20 protein-coding genes are annotated in these 22127 nt (G+C 67.1%); 11 read left to right on the plus strand and 9 right to left on the minus strand.

Going from position 1 to position 22127, the window contains the following annotated elements; translation table 11 throughout:
• Positions 1-3 precede the first annotated feature (3 nt).
• Both ACPTTF_RS28940 and ACPTTF_RS28945 read left to right on the plus strand, forming a co-directional pair.
• A complete protein-coding gene (locus ACPTTF_RS28940) occupies positions 4-1593 on the plus strand; it encodes an intermembrane transport protein PqiB (protein ID WP_423369182.1) in 1590 nt (529 codons plus the stop codon).
• A 181-nt stretch (positions 1594-1774) separates the two neighbouring features.
• Complete coding sequence (locus ACPTTF_RS28945; RefSeq protein ID WP_059521580.1) at positions 1775-2128, plus strand: hypothetical protein; 354 nt, start codon at positions 1775-1777, stop codon at positions 2126-2128.
• A 37-nt stretch (positions 2129-2165) separates the two neighbouring features.
• Here ACPTTF_RS28945 and ACPTTF_RS28950 read toward each other — a convergent pair whose 3' ends face one another.
• The 4 genes from ACPTTF_RS28950 to ACPTTF_RS28965 form a co-directional block, all read right to left on the minus strand.
• Positions 2166-2996 (minus strand): alpha/beta fold hydrolase, encoded by an 831-nt coding sequence (locus ACPTTF_RS28950; RefSeq protein WP_423369183.1) that lies wholly within the window; start codon positions 2994-2996, stop codon positions 2166-2168.
• Between the two features lie 109 nt (positions 2997-3105).
• Positions 3106-4023: a LysR family transcriptional regulator gene (locus tag ACPTTF_RS28955; RefSeq protein WP_423369184.1), complete on the minus strand. Its 918-nt coding sequence runs from the start codon at positions 4021-4023 to the stop codon at positions 3106-3108.
• 185 nt (positions 4024-4208) lie between these two features.
• Entirely contained in the window at positions 4209-4454 is a 246-nt protein-coding gene (locus ACPTTF_RS28960; RefSeq protein ID WP_043178075.1) for a DUF3717 domain-containing protein, read from the minus strand.
• A gap of 264 nt (positions 4455-4718) precedes the next feature.
• A complete protein-coding gene (locus ACPTTF_RS28965; protein ID WP_166954459.1) occupies positions 4719-6254 on the minus strand; it encodes an amino acid permease in 1536 nt (511 codons plus the stop codon).
• 591 nt (positions 6255-6845) lie between these two features.
• Here ACPTTF_RS28965 and ACPTTF_RS28970 point away from each other — a divergent pair.
• From ACPTTF_RS28970 to ACPTTF_RS28990, 5 genes are all read left to right on the plus strand, one after another.
• Complete coding sequence (locus ACPTTF_RS28970) at positions 6846-8378, plus strand: diguanylate cyclase (RefSeq protein ID WP_423369185.1); 1533 nt, start codon at positions 6846-6848, stop codon at positions 8376-8378.
• Between the two features lie 163 nt (positions 8379-8541).
• Positions 8542-9612, plus strand: coding sequence for an FUSC family protein (locus ACPTTF_RS28975; RefSeq protein ID WP_166954463.1), 1071 nt, complete (start codon positions 8542-8544; stop codon positions 9610-9612).
• A 328-nt stretch (positions 9613-9940) separates the two neighbouring features.
• Complete coding sequence (argG, locus tag ACPTTF_RS28980) at positions 9941-11275, plus strand: argininosuccinate synthase (RefSeq protein WP_166954465.1); 1335 nt, start codon at positions 9941-9943, stop codon at positions 11273-11275.
• 221 nt (positions 11276-11496) lie between these two features.
• A complete protein-coding gene (locus ACPTTF_RS28985) occupies positions 11497-11994 on the plus strand; it encodes a shikimate kinase (RefSeq protein ID WP_423369186.1) in 498 nt (165 codons plus the stop codon).
• 350 nt (positions 11995-12344) lie between these two features.
• Positions 12345-13139 carry a polysaccharide lyase family 7 protein gene (locus tag ACPTTF_RS28990; RefSeq protein ID WP_423369187.1) on the plus strand — a complete coding sequence of 265 codons (795 nt, stop codon included), beginning with the start codon at positions 12345-12347 and terminating at the stop codon, positions 13137-13139.
• 88 nt (positions 13140-13227) lie between these two features.
• Here ACPTTF_RS28990 and ACPTTF_RS28995 read toward each other — a convergent pair whose 3' ends face one another.
• Positions 13228-14538 carry an MFS transporter gene (locus ACPTTF_RS28995; RefSeq protein WP_423369188.1) on the minus strand — a complete coding sequence of 437 codons (1311 nt, stop codon included), beginning with the start codon at positions 14536-14538 and terminating at the stop codon, positions 13228-13230.
• 218 nt (positions 14539-14756) lie between these two features.
• The gene (locus ACPTTF_RS29000; RefSeq protein WP_423369189.1) at positions 14757-15839 is read right to left on the minus strand and encodes a tartrate dehydrogenase; all 1083 of its coding nucleotides are present in this window, start codon (positions 15837-15839) and stop codon (positions 14757-14759) included.
• A 108-nt stretch (positions 15840-15947) separates the two neighbouring features.
• On the opposite strand from ACPTTF_RS29000, the gene ACPTTF_RS29005 reads away from it, so the two are divergent.
• The 3 genes from ACPTTF_RS29005 to ACPTTF_RS29015 all read left to right on the plus strand — a co-directional run bounded on the left by ACPTTF_RS29005 (position 15948) and on the right by ACPTTF_RS29015 (position 18846).
• Positions 15948-16868, plus strand: a complete 921-nt coding sequence (locus tag ACPTTF_RS29005; RefSeq protein WP_423369190.1) for a LysR substrate-binding domain-containing protein — start codon at positions 15948-15950, stop codon at positions 16866-16868.
• Positions 16869-17065: 197 nt separating this feature from the next.
• Positions 17066-17578 (plus strand): helix-turn-helix domain-containing protein, encoded by a 513-nt coding sequence (locus tag ACPTTF_RS29010; RefSeq protein ID WP_166954477.1) that lies wholly within the window; start codon positions 17066-17068, stop codon positions 17576-17578.
• The gene (locus ACPTTF_RS29015; protein WP_423369191.1) at positions 17575-18846 is read left to right on the plus strand and encodes a type II toxin-antitoxin system HipA family toxin; all 1272 of its coding nucleotides are present in this window, start codon (positions 17575-17577) and stop codon (positions 18844-18846) included. The genes ACPTTF_RS29010 and ACPTTF_RS29015 overlap by 4 nt, the downstream gene beginning before the upstream one ends.
• A 25-nt stretch (positions 18847-18871) precedes the next feature.
• Here ACPTTF_RS29015 and ACPTTF_RS29020 read toward each other — a convergent pair whose 3' ends face one another.
• The 3 genes from ACPTTF_RS29020 to ACPTTF_RS29030 all read right to left on the minus strand — a co-directional run bounded on the left by ACPTTF_RS29020 (position 18872) and on the right by ACPTTF_RS29030 (position 21315).
• Positions 18872-19873 carry a LysR family transcriptional regulator gene (locus tag ACPTTF_RS29020; RefSeq protein WP_423369192.1) on the minus strand — a complete coding sequence of 334 codons (1002 nt, stop codon included), beginning with the start codon at positions 19871-19873 and terminating at the stop codon, positions 18872-18874.
• A gap of 99 nt (positions 19874-19972) precedes the next feature.
• The gene (locus tag ACPTTF_RS29025; protein ID WP_166954482.1) at positions 19973-20392 is read right to left on the minus strand and encodes an ATP--cob(I)alamin adenosyltransferase; all 420 of its coding nucleotides are present in this window, start codon (positions 20390-20392) and stop codon (positions 19973-19975) included.
• Between the two features lie 122 nt (positions 20393-20514).
• Positions 20515-21315 carry a helix-turn-helix domain-containing protein gene (locus ACPTTF_RS29030; protein WP_423369193.1) on the minus strand — a complete coding sequence of 267 codons (801 nt, stop codon included), beginning with the start codon at positions 21313-21315 and terminating at the stop codon, positions 20515-20517.
• A 179-nt stretch (positions 21316-21494) separates the two neighbouring features.
• Between ACPTTF_RS29030 and ACPTTF_RS29035 the strand changes: the two genes are divergently transcribed.
• A complete protein-coding gene (locus ACPTTF_RS29035; protein WP_423369194.1) occupies positions 21495-22121 on the plus strand; it encodes a LysE family translocator in 627 nt (208 codons plus the stop codon).
• Positions 22122-22127 lie beyond the last annotated feature (6 nt).

Genomic DNA, 22127 nt, shown 5'->3' on the forward strand with positions numbered 1-22127 from the left:
GGCGTGCCGGCTCTGACGCGCGCGGCGCTCATCTGGATCGTTCCGCTTGCGGCCGCTGCGCTCTGCATCGCATGGGGCATCGTGTCGCTCGGCAGCCGCGGGCCGACGATCACGATCGCATTCGCGACCGCCGACGGGCTGACGGCCGGCCGGTCGACGCTGCGGCTGCGCAATGTCGAAATCGGCCGCGTCACGCGCATTCGAGCGTTGCGCGGACAACCGGGCGTGATGATCGATGTGCGGCTGGACGCCGACGCGCAGGCACTGGCGGTGGCGGACTCACGCTTCTGGATCGTGCGGCCGCGTATCGGGCCCGGTGGCCTCTCCGGTCTCGATACGGTGCTGTCCGGATCGACCATCGCAGCCGCGCCTGGCCATGCGCGCGAACCGCGCACGACGTTCACCGGGCTCGACGCGCCGCCGGTCACCGAGGAAGGCGGCCGTCACTACACGCTGCACGCGACGTCGCTCGGCTCGGTCGCTGTCGGGTCGCCCGTCTATCACCGGCGCGCACGCGTCGGCGAGGTGACCGGCTACGCGCTCGATGCAGACGGGCACGGCGTGTCGATCGACGTGTTCGTCGCCGCGCCGTTCGATCGAGCCGTCGACATCGATGCGCGCTGGTGGCAGGCAAGCGGCCTCGGCCTGCGGCTGGGTGCAGGCGGCATGAAACTCGACACGCCGTCGATCGCCGCATTGCTCGGCGGTGCACTTGCGTTCGCATCGCCGCCCGGGCGGGCACCGGGCGGCGCGGCGCTCGACGGTGCGCGCTTTCGCGTAGCCGACGACGAAATCGACGCGATGCGCACGCCGAACGCGCCGGCCGCACCCGTCGTGATGCGTTTCGATCGTTCGCTGCGCGGCCTCGAGGTCGGCGCGCCGGTGGATTTTCGCGGCATCGAACTCGGCCATGTGACGGCCGTCGGCACCGAATACGATGCGGCACGCGGCGACGTCACGATGCGCGTGACGATGGCGCTCTACCCCGATCGCCTCGGGCAGCGCTACCGCGACGCGCTCGGCAACGGCGCGACCGAAGCCGGCAAGGCGCTGCTGCGCACGCTCGTCGCGCGCGGTTTGCGCGGCCAGTTGCGCATCGGCAATCCGATTGCGAACCGCTCGTATGTCGCGCTCGACATGTTCCCGAATGCACCGCCCGCATCGGTCGACACGAACCGCGAGCCGATCGCGTTGCCGACCGTGCCCGGCACGCTCGACGTGCTGCGCGTACGGATGACCGATATCGCCGGCACGCTTTCGCGGTTGCCGCTCGATCGCATGGGTACGGATCTGACCGCAGCGCTCGGGAATACCGCTGCGCTGTTCGAGCAACTCGATACCGAACTCGCACCGCAGGCACGCGCCGCGCTGGGCACCGCGCGGCAATCGTTCACGGCCGCACAGGCGATGCTCGTGCAACAAGGTGCCGATACATCGAACGTCCGCCGCACGCTGATGCAATTCGCGCGAACCGCGAGCGCGCTGCGTGCATTGAGCGATGATCTGGAGCGGCATCCGGAGTGGTTGCTGCCGAATGCATCGAGCGCCGCAGAACCGGCCAGTGAAGCGCATCCGGCGAACATGGCGCAATAGACGCGTCGCGCGGCGCACACGCGCCCTTTTACGACGATCGCACACACCACATGCCAAATTTCCCGCGCAGCAGTATGCTGATGTCGTACGGCTGCGCACGACGCCTCGGGTAATCCCGGCATTTGCACGTTGTCGCGCCGCCGTCGCGACCGCAATCATGCGTTGCAAGGAGGGATTCGTGATGGCAACCACGCATCAGCACTTCCACCTCGAACTACGGCACGCCACCGCGCCGACCTATTTCATCAGCTACCTGTTCCCCGCCCTGCTGTTCGTGTACGAACTGCTGCGTGTCGGCCAATGGATCCGCGATCACGGGATGCAATTCGCCGCGTTCAAGCAGATGGGTTACGAGTATCTGCTGATGCTGCTGTTCGTCGGGTTGCAGATCGTCGTCGAGGCGATCTTCCTGCTCGGCGCCGCGATGCGCCGCGACAATCGCGACTTCGAGCACCGGCTGCCGAACGTAATCCTCGGTATCGGCTGTTCGATCGCGCTGCTCGCGATCGACCTCGCGATCCAGCTCGCGTTCTGATGGCCGGCGGGCGCATGCCCGCCGGTGGCAGCCGCGCTCAGGCAAGCGCGCCGCGCAGGAATGTCGCGACGGCAGCCAGCACGTCGTCGGTCCGCTCGCGGTGCGGCATGTGCCCGCATTGGCCGAGCAACAGATACGACGACGGCCCGGCGACGCGCGCGGCGATCCGCTTCGGATGCACGTCGGACCCGTATTCGTCGTCTTCGCCGTGAATCGCGAGCGTCGCGCATTGCACGCGCGGCAGTTCGTCGTCGAGATTCCAGTCGCGAAAGGCCGGCGACAGCCACGTGTCGACCCACGCGCGCAGCACCCATTCCGCCTTGTCGCCGTGATAGCGCGCGAGCCGGTCGAGCTGGCCCGGCTCGTCGAACTGCTGCCCCGCGTCGCGAATGCCGGCCAGCGTGCGATCCTCGACGAACGCCTGCGCGGCGATCGTCACGAGCGCACGGCAACGCTCCGGATACGCGGCGGCACACCCGACCGCCATCCCGCCGCCGACGCTGTGCCCGAACGCGACGAACGCATCGACGTCGAGTTGTTCAAGCAATGCCGCGAACGCATGATCGGCCTCGTCGCGCACGAACGTCGTGCCGAGCGCCCCCGGATGACGATCCGAGCGCCCGAAACCGAGGCGGTCGTAGGCGATCACGTCGCGCTGCGTGGCGCTCGCGAGCTGCGCGGGGAAGTCGCGCCACAGGTCGACGCAGCCGAGCGAATCGTGCAGCAACACGATCGGTGCGGCCGACTCGGGTGCGGCCGCACCGGGCGCACCCGCTGCCTGTTGCGCCGGACCACCGCGCCAGCGTTTCGCGAAGAGGCGCCCTTGCGGCGTCTCGACGGTTGTCTCCTCGATCGGGATGTCGGTCATGTGTGTGTCGTCTGCATGAAAGCGGCCGCACCTCGGCGGCCGCATCGGATCCTGCGATGTTGGCCCGCGCGTGCGCGCAGCGTCAAGCAAGCCCCCACCGCCCGCGCGTTCATTCGGGCTGCGGCGGCAGATACTCCATCTGCGCCTCGTCGTACAGCCGGTAGATCAGCGCCTGAATCGCGCGGATGTCCTCCGATTCGTCGAGCATCCGCATGCTCATGATGATCGGCGACACGAGGTTCGGATCGTCGAGCGGCTTGTAGCTGATGTCGTCGCGCTTCAGCCCGTAGACGCTGTGCGGCACGACCGACACGCCCTCGCCCATCGCGACGAGGCCGAGTGCGATCTGCAGTTCGCGCGTCTCGTAGATCTTGCGCGGCTGCAACGCGCGATCGTGAAAGGCCGCGAGCACCTGGTCCGCATAGCTCGGGCGCGGCGCCTTCGGAAAGATGATCAGCGTGTCGTTCACGAGATCGTGCAGCGACAGCACGGGCTTCGCGCTGTCGAGCACGTGGCCGACCGGCAGCGCGACGATCATCCGCTCCTCGCGCAGCACGACGCGGCGCACGCTCGGATCCTCATGGCGGATGCGCCCGAACCCGACGTCGATGCGCCCTTCCTTCAGCGCCTTGATCTGGTCCATCGTCGACATCTCGTGCAGGCTCAGCTCGACGGCCGGATACTCGCTGCGAAAGCGCCGGATGATCTTCGGCAGCATCCCGTACAGCGTCGAGCCGACGAAGCCGACCGACATGCTGCGCTCGATCTTGCCGACCCGCTTCGTCATCGATTCGAGCTCGGTCGTCTGCGCGAGCAGCTGCACCGCGTGCGAATAGAAGAAGCGCCCCGCGTCGGTCAGCTTCAGCGGCCGCGCGTTGCGCTCGAACAGCGGCACGCCGAGCGCTTCCTCGAGTTGCTGGATCTGCCGGCTCAGCGGCGGCTGCGCGATATGCAGCCGTTCGGCCGCCCGCGTGAAATTCCGCTCTTCGGCAACCGCGACGAAGTAGCGGAGGTGTCTGAACTCCATGTTCGATGCCTCCCGGACAGCGATCCGGCGTTCAACCCGGCCGGATGATGTCATCACGATACCGCAGGCGGCGCAAACCGCCACGCGCGGCCCCCGGCCGCGTGCCGCCCAAAGCAAAACGGGAAGCCCGCGAGCTTCCCGTTGCTTCATCGACGCCGCGGCATGGCGGCGTCACGCGCCGGCCGTCACACCTCGGTCGCGTAGAGCGCGTCGCGCTGCGCGTCGCTCAGCGAGTCGAGCGGCACGTCCGGCAACTGGTAGCAGATCATCGTGCCGTACAGTTCCGCGAGGCAATTACTGCCGGCGTCGAGCGCGTAGCCGTCTTCGCCGTCCGGCGCCGGCGGGTACACTTCGCGCCACGCGTTGATCGCGGCTTCGAGTCGCACGATGGAAACGGGTCCGGCCTTCCGCTCGGCGGGTGATGCGCTCATGGATTCCTCTGGGTTGCGCGCTCCGCGGGCCGTATCGGCCCGGATGGAACGATGAAGACGCCGGGCATTTTGCCGGCCGCCGCACACCGCGCGCGCCGGATGCCGATCCGCGCTGCGCGCCTCGCGCCGGCCGGGCCGAGGCCCGGTAGGGTCGGGCAATATAACCGGCTTTGACCCCGTGCAGGCAAAAGCCGGGCAAAAAAAACGGGAAGCGCGCGGCTTCCCGTTTCATCGCATGTCGCGCGGCCGCGTGCCGCGCCCGCGTCAGCCCGCGGTTTCGCGGTTCGCCACCGGCTGCGCCTGCGCGCCGCGGTTCGCGGCAATCCACGGCGCGATTTCCATGTCTTCGTAGCGCACGAAACGGCTCTTTTTCAGGAACCGGAAGCCGAGCCACACGACGAGGAACAGCGGAATGCCGACATAGGTCGCGGTCACGCCGGCCCAGTCGATCTTGTTCGCGAGGAACGCCTGATAGTCCTGCCCGAGCGCGATCACGAGGCACAGCACGAACGCGAACAGCGGGCCGAACGGGAACCACTTCGACTGGTACGGCAACTGGTCGAGCGCGTAGCCCTGCTTCACGTAACCCTTGCGGAACCGGTAATGGCTGACGGCAATGCCGAGCCACGCGATGAAGCCCGTCATCCCCGACGTGTTCAGCAGCCACAGGTACACGGTCTTGTCGCCGTACAGCGACGTGAAGAAGCACAGCGCGCCGACGGCCGTCGTCGCATACAACGCGTTGCGCGGCACGCCGCCGCGCGACAGCTTCGCGAAGATCTTCGGCGCACGGCCTTCGGTTGCGAGGGTGTAGAGCATCCGCGTGGACGCATACATGCCCGAGTTGCCGGCCGACAGCACGGCCGTGAGGATCACCGCGTTCATCACGCCGGCCGCGAACGCGAGGCCCGCGTGGCGGAACACGAGCGTGAACGGGCTCACGCCGATGTCGGTCACGTCCGTCTTCAGCAGGTTCGGGTCGGTATAGGGAATCAGCACGCCGATCACGAAGATCGCGAACACGTAGAACAGCAGGATCCGCCAGAACACCTGGCGCACCGCACGCGGGATCGTCGTGCGCGGGTTTTCCGATTCGCCGGCCGCGACGCCGATCAGCTCGGTGCCCTGGAACGAGAAGCCGGCGATCATCGCAACGCCCATCAACGCCGGCAGGCCGCCCGCGAACGGCGCGTCGCCGATCGTCAGGTTGCCCCAGCCGTTGCTCGGCGCGCCCTTCAGAATGCCGAAGATCATCAGCAGGCCGACGCCGATGAACGCGACCACGGTGACGACCTTGATCAGCGCGAACCAGTATTCGGCCTCGCCGAAGCCGCGCACGGTCAGCGCGTTGAGCAGGAACATCACACCGAGGAACGCCGCGCTCCACCACACGCCCGGCACGTCCGGAAACCAGTAATGCATCACGAGCTGCGCGGCAACGAGCTCCACCGCGATCGTCACGGCCCAGTTGTACCAGTAGTTCCAGCCGAGCGCGAAGCCGAAACCTTCGTCCACGTATTTCGCGCCGTAGGTCGCGAACGAGCCCGACACCGGCATGAACGCGGCCATTTCACCGAGGCTCGTCATCAGGAAGTAGACCATCAGGCCGATCAGCATGTACGCGACCATCGCGCCGCCGGGGCCGGCCTGCGAGATCGACGCGCCGGACGCGACGAACAGGCCCGTGCCGATCGAGCCGCCGATGGCGATCATCGTCAGGTGGCGCGCCTTCAGCGCGCGATGAAGCTTGGGTGGGTTCGAAGACGAACCGGGTTGGTCGGATTTCGGAGTTGCGGACATAAACGAGACGAACGTTGAGCGGGCCGGCATCCGTAGCCGGCGCATGCGGAATCGGAGCGCGGTGCGCGTCCTGCGATGCATTCGATGCGGCCCCGATACGCGTTGCGCGGTGGGCGCCTGCGGCGAAGCGCGGATTCTACCTGATTCGTCACGGGGGCAGCTCAGGTGCCGCCGCCCGCCACCGCCGCGGAGATTTCGCAGAATCAAGGAGTTGGCCGCGCCCTGAGCGGGCCGTGGCCGCATGCCGGCGTAAAACCACGTGCGCCGGGTGGTTATCCGGTTTTCCGATCCCCCCGGTGTTTCTCCGCCGTCCTGTCGCCCTCCTCCCGATACCGCACCGACATACAAAATCGCCGGGTAATCACGGGATTATTCAGACAATACAACCGATATCGGCAATTGATTCAAATCAAATCACCCGTACGTAAAGCGGTAATGATGCGTAATCGTTTCGAATCGCCGTATCCGCATGCATGTTTTGCATGTGCACGCGAATGTCGGGAATTCGCGAGATAATGCGGCCCGATTCGAAATAAACAGCGAGCGGAATCGCCAACGACGCGAAATCCGCCGCCCGCCAGCCCCTCGAGGATGAAGTCATTCACGCTGCCCGCCGCGCTGCGCCGCCATACGGCGTCGATCGTGGCACGCATTCTGTCGCCCCGCGGCGTACTCGTTGCGGGGATCGTGCTGCTGATGTTCAGCTGGGGGCTTTCCACGTCGCTTTTAATCGAGGCGCGGCGCGATGCCTATGACCATGCGGTCGAAAATGCACGCAACCTGATGCTGCTGATCGAACGCGATATCGCGCGCAATATCGAACTCTACGATTTGTCGCTGCAGAACGTCGTCGACGGCGTGGCCGATCCGGAACTGATGACCTTGCCGCCACGCCAGCGCCACCGGCTGCTGTTCGACCGCGCCGCCACCGGCGAATATCTCGGGTCGCTGTTCGTGATGGATGCGCACGGCAATATCGTGATCGATTCGAGCGCGTCGCCCGCGCGGCAAGGCAACTTTGCGGATCGCGACTATTTCACCGTGCACCGCAACAATATCGCTCAGGGCCTCTATCTCAGCCGGCCGTACGCGTCCCGGCTGCGCGGCGGCGCGCTGACGATCGCGCTCAGCCGCCGGATCACGCTGCCCGACGGCTCGTTCGGCGGTGTCGTCGTCGGCACGCTCAGCATCGACTACTTCCGCGCGCTGCTCGACGGCCTCGCGGTCGGCAAGCACGGCAGCGCGGCAATCGCCGAGCTCAACGGCATGCTCGTGAGCCGCCTGCCTTACGACGCGCGCGTGGTCGGCATCGACCTGCGCGATTCGCCGCTGTTCATCGAGGCGCTGCGCAGCCGCGAAGGCGTGCTGTCGGGCATCGGCAGCATCGACGGCGTGCGGCGCATCTATGTATACAAGCATCTCCCCGGCCTGCCGCTGATCGTCGACGTCGCGCCGGCCGAGGTCGACGTCTACGCGTCGTGGCACCACCGCGCGATCTGGACCGTCGTGCTGATGTGCCTGTTCACCGGGTTCATCGCGTGGGGGTCGCTGGCGCTGTCGCGCGAACTGAAGCGCCGGCAGGTCGCCGAATCGAAGCTGTACCGGCTCGCGCACACCGATGCGCTGACGGGCCTCGACAACCGCGGCACGTTCGACACGGTGCTCGCGAAAGAGGCGCAGCGTGCGTCACGCAGCGGCCGCCCGCTGTCGGTGCTGTTCGTCGACGTCGATCACTTCAAGGCGTTCAACGACTACTACGGCCACCCGGCCGGCGACCACGTGCTGCGACGCGTCGCGCAGACCGCGTCGAGCTGCCTGCGCCGCGACGGCGATCACGTCGCGCGCTACGGCGGCGAGGAATTCGTCGTCACGCTGCCCGACACCGATGCGCAAGGCGCGGTGACCGTCGCCGAGAGCATCCGGCGCGCGATCGCGGAGCTCGGCATCGAGCACGCGAAAAGCCCGTACGGGCGGGTCACGGCGAGCATCGGCGCAGCGACCTCCGCCGACGGCCGCCTGAACGCCGCGACGCTGCTGCGGCGTGCCGACGAAGCGCTGTACCGCGCGAAGTCCGGCGGACGCAACCGCGTGCTGGAAGCGCAGCAGAGCACCGCGGACGCATGACATCACCGTGACGTGGCGTGAAGTTGCGCGGCGGCCTGCCAGGCCGGATGACCGCACCGTGGACAGCCCTCCCGCGTTCGGCTAGCGTTACATCTGCTGCGCATGCGGCGCGGCGCCGGCCCGCGCAGGCCGCCATGCGCGTTCCGGCCACTCCAGCTCCACCATGACCACCCCGCTCCCGACCCGGCTGCCGCCGCTCCTGCGCAACGCGCTTCGCCCGCTGCTCGACCCGTACCGCCGCTACCGGCACGCGAAGCTGATCCATGCGGCGCGCGTCGCGCTCGCGATTCTCGTGTCGATCGCGCTGTCCACCGGCCTGAACGTGCCGCACGGCGAGTGGTCGACGATTACCGTGCTGATCGTCGTCGGCGGGCTGCAGCATCACGGCAACATCCGCAAGAAGGCGGCCGAGCGCGCGCTCGGCACGTCGATCGGCGCACTCGCCGGGCTCGGGCTGATCCTGCTCTATTCGGTCGTGCACGCGCCGCTCGCGATCTACCTGCTGATGGCGCTCGCGTGCGGCTTCTGCGCGTATCACGCGATCGGCAAGGCCGGCTACATCGCGCTGCTGTCGGCAATCACGATGGTGATCGTCGCCGGGCACGGCGACAACGAGATCGTCGACGGCCTGTGGCGCGCGGTGAACGTGCTGACCGGCATCGCGATCGCGCTGGCGTTCTCGTTCGCGCTGCCGCTGTATGCCACCTACTCGTGGCGCTACAAGCTCGCCGACGCGCTGCGCGCGTGCGCGGCCGTGCATGCGCGGCTCGCGGGCGACCGCCAGGTGAGCGACGACGCGCACCTGAAGGAAATGGCCGCGCTGAGCGCGCTGCTCGTGCAGCTGCGCTCGCTGATGCCGTCGGTGTCGAAGGAATGCGAGACGTCGATGATGCAGCTCGAGGCGATCCAGCGCAGCCTGCGCCTGTGCATCGGCTATCTGGAGATCCTGTCGAGCGCGGTGCCGGCCCGCGACGACATCGCCGCCCGCGAATACATGCGCGTCGACATGAAGGCCGTGAACCGGCGCATCCGCGATACGCTGGTCGGCGCGAGCCGCGCGCTCAAGTTCGGCACGCCGAGCCGGCTTTCGCCTCGCCGCCGGCCGGCCGACCCGCCGCACGACGCACCGCCGCCGCAGTTGTCCGGCTACGTGTCGATCACGGCCAAGCTGGCCGTGGAAGTCGACCAGTTGCGCGAGAAGCTGCTGGATACCGCGCAGTCGTGGAATATCTGACGTTCGCGGGAATCCGGGCTTCGCGCACTCGCCTTTCATATGTCTTTCGGCGTGACGCACCGCATCCTGACGGCGGCAGCCCCGTCCTTCGGTCGATCAGGCCCCGGAAACACGGCCAGCGGCGGGGCTCGCCGATGCCTGTTCCTGCTGCGATTTCGCGCCGGCTTGCGTGGCGTTCTCCACCTGGTTAACCGCCCGCCAGGCCCGCCGCGACAGGCCCGACGACGGTTCCGCGCGAAAATCAGCCCTTGCCCCAACCTGCCGGACAGCCGATACTCGCATATTCCGCGAAATACGATCCCACCGGCTTCAATCCACGGTAATTCCTATGAGCACGATTCTCGAAAGCCTCCCGACCGGCCAGAAGGTCGGTATCGCCTTCTCCGGCGGCCTGGACACCAGCGCTGCACTGCACTGGATGAAACTCAAGGGCGCCGTCCCGTACGCATACACGGCGAACCTCGGCCAGCCCGACGAAGACGATTACGACGCGATCCCGAAACGCGCGATCGAATACGGCGCAGCCGGCGCCCGCCTGATCGACTGCCGCGCGCAGCTCGTCGCCGAAGGCATCGCGGCGCTGCAAAGCGGCGCGTTCCACATCACGACGGCCGGCGTCACGTACTTCAATACCACGCCGATCGGCCGCGCCGTGACGGGCACGATGCTCGTCGCCGCGATGAAGGAAGACGGCGTCAACATCTGGGGCGACGGCAGCACGTACAAGGGCAACGACATCGAGCGCTTCTACCGCTACGGCCTGCTCGTGAACCCGGATCTGAAGATCTACAAGCCGTGGCTCGACCAGACGTTCATCGACGAGCTCGGCGGCCGCGCCGAAATGTCCGAATTCATGAACCAGGCCGGTTTCGCGTACAAGATGTCGGCCGAGAAGGCCTACTCGACCGATTCGAACCTGCTCGGCGCGACGCACGAAGCGAAGGATCTCGAAAGCCTCGAAAGCGGCATCAAGATCGTGAACCCGATCATGGGCGTCGCGTTCTGGCGCGACGACGTGAAGATCGCTGCCGAAGAAGTGACGGTGCGCTTCGAAGCCGGCCAGCCGGTCGCGCTGAACGGCGTCGAGTTCTCCGACCCGGTCGAACTGCTGCTGGAAGCGAACCGCATCGGCGGCCGCCACGGCCTCGGCATGAGCGACCAGATCGAGAACCGGATCATCGAGGCGAAGAGCCGCGGCATCTACGAAGCCCCTGGCCTCGCGCTGCTGTACATCGCGTACGAGCGTCTCGTCACCGGCATCCACAACGAGGATACGATCGAGCAGTACCGCGAGAACGGCCGCCGTCTCGGCCGCCTGCTGTACCAGGGCCGCTGGTTCGACCCGCAGGCGATCATGCTGCGTGAAACCGCACAACGCTGGGTCGCGCGCGCGATCACCGGCGAAGTGAAGATCGAACTGCGCCGCGGCAACGACTACTCGATCCTGAGCACGAAGTCGCCGAACCTCACGTACCAGCCGGAACGCCTGTCGATGGAGAAGGTTGCGTCGACGTTCTCGCCGCGCGACCGGATCGGCCAGCTGACGATGCGCAACCTCGACATCACCGATACGCGCGACAAGCTGCGCGTGTATTCGCAAGTCGGCCTGCTGACGCCGGGCGAAAACACGGCGCTGCCGCAGATCAAGGGCGACGACAAGTAAGTCGCTTCGCTCGACGCCGTGCCGCATCGCTGGATGCGGCACGGCCGGGCAGGCTGCGTGGGCGGATCCGCTTCGTGCACGCAGCCTGCCGCTCCCTCTCCCCGCCTTTCCGCCTTTCCGCTTTCCCTCCGTATTCGCATCGCGCCGCGTGACGCACCAACGGCTCTGCACCACCGCGCCAGTCATGGCAAGCTGCGAGTCTTCCGATTCCAGCGCTACTCATGCCCCGCCTTACCGTCATCCACCTGAACGGCCCGATCAACAGCGGCAAGACGACGATCGGTCTCGCGCTCGCACGCGTGCTGCCCGATGCGCGCTTCATCGACGGCGACGATCACGATGCGCCCGAAGACGCACCGTTCGACGTGCAGTGGGCGATCGCGCTCGAACGTCTCGTCACGCAGATCACGACCGCACGTGAGCGCCATCTGGTCATCGCCTATCCGATCGGAGAAACGGAATTCGAGCGGCTGCGCGCCGCCTGCGAAGCACGCGATGCGCGGTTGTTCGTCGTGACGCTCGCGCCGCCTGAAGCGATCGCGTCGTCGAATCGCGGCTCGCGCGCGCTGACGGACTGGGAACGCAACCGGATCGCCGAGATGTATCGCGAAGGCTATGCGTCGCGGCCATTCAGCCAGATGCTGCTCGATACGTCCGATGCGACGCCCGACGCTTGCGCGGCGCGTATCGCGCAGCACGTCGCAGCGACGGAGTCGTAAGCCTGTGGCTGCGCCCGCACGCGCAACTCACGCCGACGACACACGAATCACGCCTTCCGTGGCATCGAGGCAAAGCGCCATATTATCCCTGAAGGAAAACGTTTACTCTTTTGGAGCTTCTTGTTAGCATCGTTCCCGGTCGGGCAATCCAGTCGCCCGGAAAGCCGATCGAAAGCTCCAGAATTCCTCGCATCTCCGCATTATTTCACCCGCCGTCGAGTCACACCTGCTTTCTGTATTTTGGAGTGCTTTCTACGGGCGACCGATCTCATTTCGACGATCGTGAGCCTGAAAAGGAAAACGTTATCCACAACGTGGCATCCAGCCACGGACCATCAGAGAGAGACACCATGAAGAACAGGATCATCCCGTGCGTTGTCGCCGTTCTGTCCTTTGCGTCCCTGTCCGCGTGCGGCGGCGACGACCCGGCCAGCCCGGCCGCCGCCGCACGCCAGCAGGCCACGGCGATGGCGCTCAGCCTGTCGAACCCGCCCGGCTCGAACTTCAACCTCGCGCCGTTCACTCTGCAGTTGCCGACTGGTTCGTCCGGCAAGGTCGACACGGTGAGCGGCTCGTCGCTCGCGGGCGGCTACGTGAACCCGACGTATTTCTACACGGACGCGAACGATGGATCGATGGTGATGATGGACCCGACGCAGGGCTGGACGACGTCCGGCTCGCTGCATCCGCGCACGGAGCTGCGCGAGAACACGATCTGGCCGACCTCCGGCACGAACCGGCTGAATGCGACGGTGGCCGTCACGCAAGTGCCCGATCACACGACGATCGGCCAGATCTTCCAGGGCAGCGGCCCGAGCAAGCCGCTGTGCGAGCTGCAGTTCACGTCCGGCGGCGTCGTGCAGCTGCTGCTCGAAAGCACCAACCAGGGCGGCAAGTCGACGACCACACCGATCACCACGGTCGGTGTCGGCAAGAAGTTCAGCTATGCGCTGAGCCTGAGCGGCACGACGATCACCGTCACGGCGAACGGCACGACCAAGACCTTCACGATGGACTCGAGCTTCGACGGCGAGAGCTTCTACTTCAAGGCAGGCGACTACGACCAGACGGCCGTGTCCGGCACACCGCTGACGACGCCCGGCACGATCGTGAAGTTCTATGCGCTGACGCTCACGCATGGTTGAGCACGCAACCGTTTGACGCAGCACGTCGCCGGACAGCCGCACAACGGCCTGTCCGGCGTTTCGACGTACACGCCTGCGCATGCCCGGCTTACGGGTGATGCCGCACGCCCGTCACCGCATCCTCCCTCGCCCCCTTGCGGCTCAGCATCAGCGTGACGACCGCCGACACCGCGAGCGTGCCCGCCACCACGTAGAGCCCCGCGGCATACCCGCCCGTCACGTGCTTCAGCCAGCCGATCGCGAACGGCCCGACGAACCCGCCGAGATTGCCGATCGAGTTGATCATCGCGATGCCGGCCGCCGCGCCGGCACCCGACAGGAACGCGCTCGGCATCGCCCACAGCGGCGCCTTCGCGGCACTGATCCCGATGTTGACGACGACCAGCGCGAGCACGGTGAGCAGCGCGGTGCTCGCCTGCCCCGCAAACACGAAGCCGATGCATGCGAGCACGCACGGAATCACGACGTGCCACGTGCGCTCGCCGCTGCGATCCGAGTGCCGCGCCCAGACGATCATCGCGACGACGGCGGCGATGCTCGGGATCCCGGTGAGCAGGCCCGTCTGCAGCGCGGTGAAGCCGAACTGCCTGACCATCAGCGGCGCCCACAGGCCGAGCGTATACAGCCCCGCCGACGTGCCGAAGTAGATCAGCGCAAGCGCCAGCACGCGCGGGTCGCGCAGCGCCTGCCACGCACCGGCGGTATGCCCGGCATGCGTGTGGCGCGCATCGGCTTCGGCTCTCAGCTTCGCGACCAGCCAGTCGCGCTCGTCCGCCCGCAACCACGCGGCCTTCGACGGCGAATCGGTCAGGCACCCGAGCACGACGAAGCCGAGCACGACCGCCGGCAGCGCTTCGACGATGTACAGCATCTGCCAGTCGGCGAGCCCGAACATCGGCGGCATCTGCATGATCGCGCCCGACAGCGGCGAGCCGATGGCGGTCGAGATCGGCGCGGCCGCCATGAACCACGCGGCGGCCACCGCGCGCTGCTTCGCGGGAAACCACAGGCTCAGGTACAGGATGATGCCGGGGAAGAATCCGGCTTCGGCCACACCGAGCAGGAAGCGCAGCACGTAGAAGCTCGTCGGCCCGGCCGCGAATGCGGACACGGCCGACACGATCCCCCACGTGATCATCACGCGTGCGATCCAGATGCGCGCGCCGACACGATGAAGAATCAGGTTGGACGGCACTTCGAACAGGAAGTAGCCGATGAAGAACAGGCCGCCGCCGAACCCGAACGCGGTCGGCGACAGGCCGATCGCCTTGTTCATCGTCATCGCCGCGAAGCCGACGTTGACGCGATCGAGAAAGCTGACGAAGTAAAGCAGCATCACGAACGGAATGATGCGCCACATCAGTTTCCGCGCGACACGGTTTTCCAGATCCGCTTGCATGTGTCTCCTCCTTCGAGGTCGAGCCGTGCTCTGTCTGTGAATGCTCGCCGGCGCCGCCGCGAAGCGGGCGGGCAGGCGCCCGGCTCGCGTCGGATGCGCGAGTCGCGGGCAGGGAAACGGGAGGACGATGAACGGGCGATAGCCGGCTACCGGCTGCGCATGCGCGCCGCCGCTACGTCACGGCCCGTCCGCACCTCGCCCCCTCGTCGCCCCTGTCGTCAGGCTGCGATCGCCGCGTTCGCGACCCGCTCGCAGACAGCCGCCGTCACCTGCGCGGTCGTCGCGCTGCCGCCGAGATCGCGCGTGTGCAGCGACGGGTCGGACGTCACCGCCTCGATCGCCTGCATCACGCGCGCGGCGGCTTCCGTTTCGCCGAGGTGTTCGAGCAGCATCACGACCGACCAGAACGTGCCGACCGGATTCGCGAGCCCCTTGCCCATGATGTCGAACGCGGAGCCGTGGATCGGCTCGAACATCGACGGATAACGACGCTCGGGATCGATGTTGCCGGTCGGCGCGATGCCGAGGCTGCCGGCCAGCGCGGCGGCGAGATCGCTGAGGATGTCCGCGTGCAGGTTGGTCGCGACGATCGTGTCGAGCGACGCCGGCCGGTTGACCATGCGTGCGGTCGCCGCGTCGACGAGTTCCTTGTCCCACGTGACGTCGGGGAATTCCTGCGCAATCTGCTTCGCGATCTCGTCCCACATCACCATCGCGTGCCGCTGCGCGTTGCTCTTCGTGATCACGGTCAGCAGCCTGCGCGGACGCGACTGCGCGAGCCGGAACGCGAATCGCATGATGCGTTCGACGCCGGCACGCGTGAGGATCGACACGTCGGTCGCGGCCTCGATCGGATGACCCTGGTGCACGCGGCCGCCAACCCCCGCATATTCGCCCTCGGAGTTCTCGCGGACGATCACCCAGTTCAGGTCGTCCGGCCCGCAGCGCTTCAGCGGCGCGTCGATGCCGGGCAGGATGCGCGTCGGGCGCACGTTCGCGTACTGGTCGAAGCCCTGGCAGATCTTCAGGCGCAACCCCCACAGCGTCACGTGATCGGGCACGTCCGGATCGCCCGCCGAGCCGAACAGGATCGCGTCCTTGTCGCGCAGCGCGTCGAGGCCGTCGGCCGGCATCATCGCACCGTGCTCGCGGTAGTAATCGGCGCCCCAGCCGAAATCCTCGAACTCGAACGCGAAGCGGTCGCTGCCGCGGGCCAGCGCCTCCAGCACCTGCTTGCCGGCCGGCACCACTTCCTTGCCGATCCCGTCGCCGGGGATCGTTGCGATACGGTAGGTCTTCATGTGCACATCCTCGATTGATCGTCTGCGTGGCGGCACTTTACCGAACCAGAAGTGCAGGAACCGGTGCTAGACTCAAAGCATCTTTAACTTTAATTCACGAATCCCGTCATGGCGGATACCGTCCAGCCGGCCGATCTCGGCTTCTTCTCGACGCTCGCCGCATCCGGCAGCCTGAGCGCGGCCGCGCGCGAACTCGGGCTGACCGCGGCGGCCGTCAGCAAGCGGCTCACGCAGATGGAGCGGCGCGCGGGCGTCACGCTCGTGAACCGCACGACGCGGCGGATGATGCTGACGCCCGAAGGCGACGTGTATCTCGACTACGCACGCCGGATCCTCGACCAGATGGACGAACTCGGCGAGTTGCTCGGCAGCGCAAAGCAACGCCCGAAGGGCCTGCTGCGCGTGAATGCGACGCTCGGTTTCGGGCGCAGCCACGTCGGCCCCGCAATTTCGCGCTTCGTCGCGCGGTATCCGGAAGTGTCGGTGCAACTGCAGTTGTCGGTGATGCCGCCCCCGCTCACCGACGACGCGTTCGACGTGTGCATCCGCTTCGGCGAGCCGCCCGATACGCGCGTCGTCGCGCGGCGGCTCGCGCCGAACCGCCGGCTGCTGTGCGCGGCGCCCGCGTATCTCGCGCGGCACGGCACACCGGGCACGCCGCACGACCTGACGCGGCACAACTGCATCGGCATCCGGCAGGGGGACGAGGGTTACGGGATCTGGCGCCTGACGAGCGGGCGCGGCACGGCACGCAATACGGAAGCCGTGCGGATCAACGGCAACCTGACGACGAACGACGGCGAGATCGCCGTGAAGTGGGCGCTCGACGGGCACGGGATCCTGATGCGCGCGGAGTGGGACCTGCGCGACTATCTCGCCGACGGCCGCCTGGTCGTCGTGCTGCCCGACCACGAAACGCCGGGCGCCGACATTTACGCGGTGTACGCGCAGCGGCACCAGATGTCCGCGCGGATTCGGGCGTTCGTGGATTTTCTGGCGGACGAGTTGGGGCGGTTGAGGGTGGTGTAGGAGTCGGAACGGCACGCACGTCGGCTCCGCGCGCAGGGAACGCACACAAGAACACTAATATTTTGGCTATTTTTTGTATAAATCGCCAAAATATCAGCACCCCTGACACCCATCCAACCCTCAAGATGCCCATGAAGCGCGTCGAATGTGCTAATATTTTGGCATCTTTGTTAGCAAAACGTTGAAATATTAGCTTCATGGCAAAGAAGACCGCCCCGCTCCTGCCCGTATCGAACCAGTTGCTCGCCGAATTCGGCGAGCGGCTGAAACTTGCGCGCCTGCGCCGGAAACTGACGGCCAAGCAGGTCGCGGAACGCGCCGGCATGTCGCCGATGACGCTCCGTTCACTGGAAGCCGGCGGGTCGGGCGTCACCATGGGCGCGTATCTGTCCGTCATGCAGGTTCTGGGGCTCCAGAACGATCTGGAAAATCTCGCCGCCACGGACGAATTCGGCCGCCAGCTTCAAGACGCGCGGCTCGTCCAACCGCGGCCCGAACGACGAACCGCGCCGCCTCCGTCCTCTGCCGCATCGTCGGGGCCCGAGCGGCGCAATCGTGCAACCGCTTCTTCCGCCACGAAAACGACCGACGCAGGCAGCGCCGCTTCCGACACCACCGACCGCGGCGATGTCCGCGGCACGACGGCGGCCGACCTTGCGGCGTTGCTGAAGCCGGCACGAAAACGGCACGGGGAGCATCGAGGGAAATGACGACGATCGGTGTCTACGCAGATTGGGACGGCTTGGCGGAACCACACAAGCTCGGACTCCTGCACAGCCGCAAGACGCGGGCGAGCGAGCGGTTCGAGTTCCAGTATGCGTCTGCCGCGCTGGCGGCACCCGAATTCGCGAACGTGCAGATCGATCCGGCAATCGGTTGCTTCGAAGGCCCCCAATATCCGGCACCGCCGCGAGACGCGTTCGGCGCCTTCGCCGACTCCAGTCCCGATCGATGGGGCCGCATGCTGATGGATCGCAGGCTGGAGCGTGACATTCGCGCCGGCCTGCAACCGAAAGGCACTCGCCTGCACGAATCGGACTACCTGCTTGGCGTGCACGACCTGTATCGCGTCGGCGCGTTGCGTTACAAGCTCGACGACTCAGGAGAATTCCTCGACGACCGTCACGATCTCGCGGCACCGCCGTTCGCCGAGATCCGCGAACTGGAGCACGCGAGTCGCGCGCTGGAGGAAGACGTCGACAATACCGCCCCGAACGGGCGCGACTGGCTGTCGATGCTCATCGCCCCCGGCGGCTCGCTCGGCGGCGCAAGACCCAAAGCAAGCGTGGCCGACGATCAAGGCCGCCTCTATATCGCGAAGTTTCCGAGCGCGCGCGACGACTACGACGTCGGCGGTTGGGAGATGGTCGTCAATGCGCTCGCGGTGGGTTGCGGCCTCAACGTCGCGCACGCCGAGGCAAGAAAATTCGCCAGCGACCATCACTGCTTCCTGGTTCGGCGATTCGATCGGACGGCGGAGGGCCGACGCCTGCATTTCGCGTCGGCGATGACCATGACCAACCACGTCGACGGCGACGATGCGTCGACTGGCGTCAGCTACCTGGAACTGGCCGAAGTGCTCATGCGGCACGGCGCGCAGCCGAACGCCGACTTGCGCGAACTATGGGCGCGAATCGTCTTCAACTTGCTGGTCTCGAACACCGACGACCATCTCCGCAATCACGGCTTCATTCTGGTGCCGGGTGCGGGGTGGCGGCTCTCGGCGGCCTACGACATGAACCCTGTCGCCGTCGCCGACGGGCTCAAGCTCAACATTACGGAAGCCGACAACGCACTCGACCTCGAACTCGCCCGCGAGGTATGCGAGTATTTTCGGCTCAAGCTGCAGGACGCCGACGAGATCATCGACGACTTCAGCGATATCGTCGGTCAGTGGCGAACGCTTGCGACGCGGCTCGCGCTCCCTGCCAGGGAACAGGAGCGAATGGCCGGCGCGTTCCATCTCGCGAGCGCTTGATCGTTCTTCGTCCACCGCGCGTCCTTCACGCCATCGCGACCTCACTGCCCGCGCGATCGTCGACCTCGATCGTTTCCGGCGCCGGCCGCCGCACCACGCCCCCCGCGACGACGAGCCCCTCGAGGTCCCGCGACGCATCCGAAAACCGCTCCGCGATCCAGTCGACGAACGCGCGCACGCCGGGCGACACATGCGGGCGCTTCACGTAGACGGCCGACACCGCGATCGCATCGGGCCGCCAGCGCGGCAGCACTTCCCGCAGCCGTCCCGCGTCGATCAGCGGCTGCGCGGCGACGCGCGGCGGCTGGATGAGCCCGAGGCCGTGCACGCCGCACGCCAGGTACGCCTGCTCGTCCTCCACACTGACGATCCCGTCGAGCCGCACCTTGCTCACCGCGCCATCCACCGTGAAATCGAGTTCGGCCACGCGTTGACCAGGAGCGGACGCCCCGCCGACCGCGCGATGACCGGCCAGATCGTCGAGCATGCGCGGGACGCCATGGCGGTCGAGATACGCCGGGCTCGCACAGGTCACGCGCTCGAGCGTGCCGAGCCGGCGCGCGACGAGCGACGAATCGGGCAGTTCGCCGAGCCGGACGCTGCAGTCGACCGCGTCGCCGATGCGATCGGCCGGGCGCCCGGATACGCCCAGCGTCAGCACCAGATCGGGATGCCGCGCATGAAACTCGCCGAGCGCCGGCAGCACGATCGCATCCGCGACCGCCGTCGGCAGCTCGACGCGCAGCGGCCCGCTCGGATTCAGCGCGGCGCCGCGAATGCTGGCCTCGAGATCGTCGACGTCGGCCGTGATGCGCAGGCAGCGCCGGTAATACGCGTCGCCTTCGGGCGTCGCGCGCAGCGCGCGTGTCGTGCGCACCAGCAGCGGCATGCCGAGCGCCGCTTCGAGTTCCTGCACGGTTCGCGTCGCGGTCGCGCGCGAAATGCCGAGCACCTGCGCCGCACGCGTGAAGCTGTTCATTTCGACGATGCGCGTGAAGATGCGCATCGCGCGGATCGGATTGTCCACCGGACACCCCTGCGTTGTTGCCGCATGCCGCGGCGCACACTTGCGCGCCCGCCGTGCATGCGTATCGAGGAACGCCGCGCCGCCGGCGCGGCAGACGGTTCAACCGTTCGCCGCCACGGCGCCGCGCGCCGGTTCGTCGAGCAGCCGCTGCGCCAGCGCGAGCGCGTCGTCGCGGGTGGCTGCCGCGTTCAGCGGATAGCCCCATACCTTCTCGAACGCGCCCGAGAATGCGTCGAGCGCCACGCGCCGCGCCGCATCGGGCTCGATCGCGATCATCGCGGGGATCCATTCACGCGACTGATCGCGATTCGCCTTGCTCCATTTCGCGAGCTGCTTGCGTATTTCGTGATCGTCGGCGCTGCGATCGTCGCCGGACGGCGCGTCGTCGGTCAGAAGGACGAAGCGTTCGCGGCGCGCCAGCAACGCGTCGAGTTCGGCGAGCAAGTGAGTGGGGTCGGTACGCGGCGCACTGGCGTAACGCAACCAGACAAACGGGAATTCGGTCGTGGTGATTTGCATGTCGGCCTCCAGATGAGAACAATTCTCATTTTATGGATCGAGGCTCACGGCGTCATTTATCGTCCCGGCCAACCGCTTGCTCGATCCGGCCAATCGCGCACGGATGGCGCGGACCGCGCCGTTCAGCGTTGCCGGTCGGTCTGGAATTGCGTCGGCGACTTGCCGGTCGCCTTGCGGAACATCGTCACGAAGCTGCTCGCGCTCTCGTAGCCGAGATCGATCGCGATCTGGTGCACGCGGCGGCCGGCGGTCAGCATCCGCAGCGACAGCGCGACGTGCAGCCGGCGGCGCCAGTCGCCGAGGCTCATGCCCAGCTCCTTCATCGCGAGCCGTGTCAGGCTGCGCTCGCTGACGCCCGCGCGCCGCGCGAGTTCGGCCAGCGGCGACTTGTCGGCCGGATCGTCGAGCAGATGGTCGATCAGCTTGCGCAGCCGGCGATCGGCGGGCATCGGCAGGTACAGATCCTCCATCGGCGCCGCAACGAGTTCGTCGAGCAGCGTCGCCATCAGCCGCCCCTGCGGGCCGTCGACGTCGTACAGGTTCGGGAAGCTCGCGGCCTTCAGCACCAGTTCGCGCAACAGCGGCGACACCGCCAGCGTGCAGCAGCGCGCGGGCAGGTCGAGCGCGGCATCCGGTTCGACCAGCACCGCGTAGAACGTCGCGCCGGCCGAGCCGCGCGCCGCGTGCGGGACGTCGCCCGGGATCCACACCGTGCATTGCGGCGGCGCACTCCACACGCCGCCGTCGATCTCGCAATAGATGACGCCGCTCAGCGTGTAGAGCAACTGCGCCTGCGGATGGCTGTGCCGCTCGAGCCGCCATTCGGGCTCGACGACCGAGCCGCCGAACACGACGAGCGGACGCGGTACGTGGAAGACTTCGTCATCCGCTGCGGGATCGGTGGTCGGGGGAAGCGTGCGCATGAACCGGTGGACGATGGAGGAAGCCGGACGCCCTGCCCGCGCGTCCTTTCGTGCTTATACCAGAAAGGTGCCGGCACGGCCGTGCCGCGCGGCGGATGCCCGTGCGGCGTCTGCAGCCGCCCGCCGAAGCGAATACAATGCCCCGATCCCCGCCGCTGCACCCACCTGCCGGAGCCGCCATGTTCGACCTGACCACGCTGACCACCTTCATCGCTGTCGTCCTCGGCCTGTTCCTGATCCCCGGCCCCGCCGTGCTGCTCGTGCTGAGCCGCACCGTGCAGGGCGGCCGCAAGACCGGCATCCTGACCGGCCTCGGCGTCGCCAGCGGCGACTTCGTGCATACGCTGTTCGCGGCCGTCGGCCTGTCGGCACTGCTGATGACGTCGGCGCTCGCGTTCAACGTCGTGAAGGTGATCGGCGCCGCGTACCTGATCTATCTCGGCGTGCGCGCGCTGCTGGAGAAACAGTCCGATCCGTCGCTGCCGAGCGTATCGCCCGTCACGCCGCGCAAGGCGTACCTGCAGGCGATTCCCGCCGAGGTGCTGAACCCGAAGACGGCGCTGTTCTTTCTCGCGTTCATGCCGCAATTCGTGCATCCGGAACGCGGCTCGACGTTCGTGCAGTTCGCGGTGCTCGGGCTGATCTTCGTCGTGCTCAGCTCGCTCTACACGACGCTGATCGCGTGCTCGATCCGCCCGCTCGGCCGCATCGTGAAGCGGCTCACATGGCTCACGCGCTGGCAGGGCAAGATCATCGGCTCGATCTTCATCACGCTCGGGCTGCGCGTGGCCGTGCAGCACCGGTAAACACGG

The sequence above is a fragment of the Burkholderia crassaminum genome (genome assembly GCF_964265005.1).
In the GTDB taxonomy this organism is placed as follows: domain Bacteria; phylum Pseudomonadota; class Gammaproteobacteria; order Burkholderiales; family Burkholderiaceae; genus Burkholderia.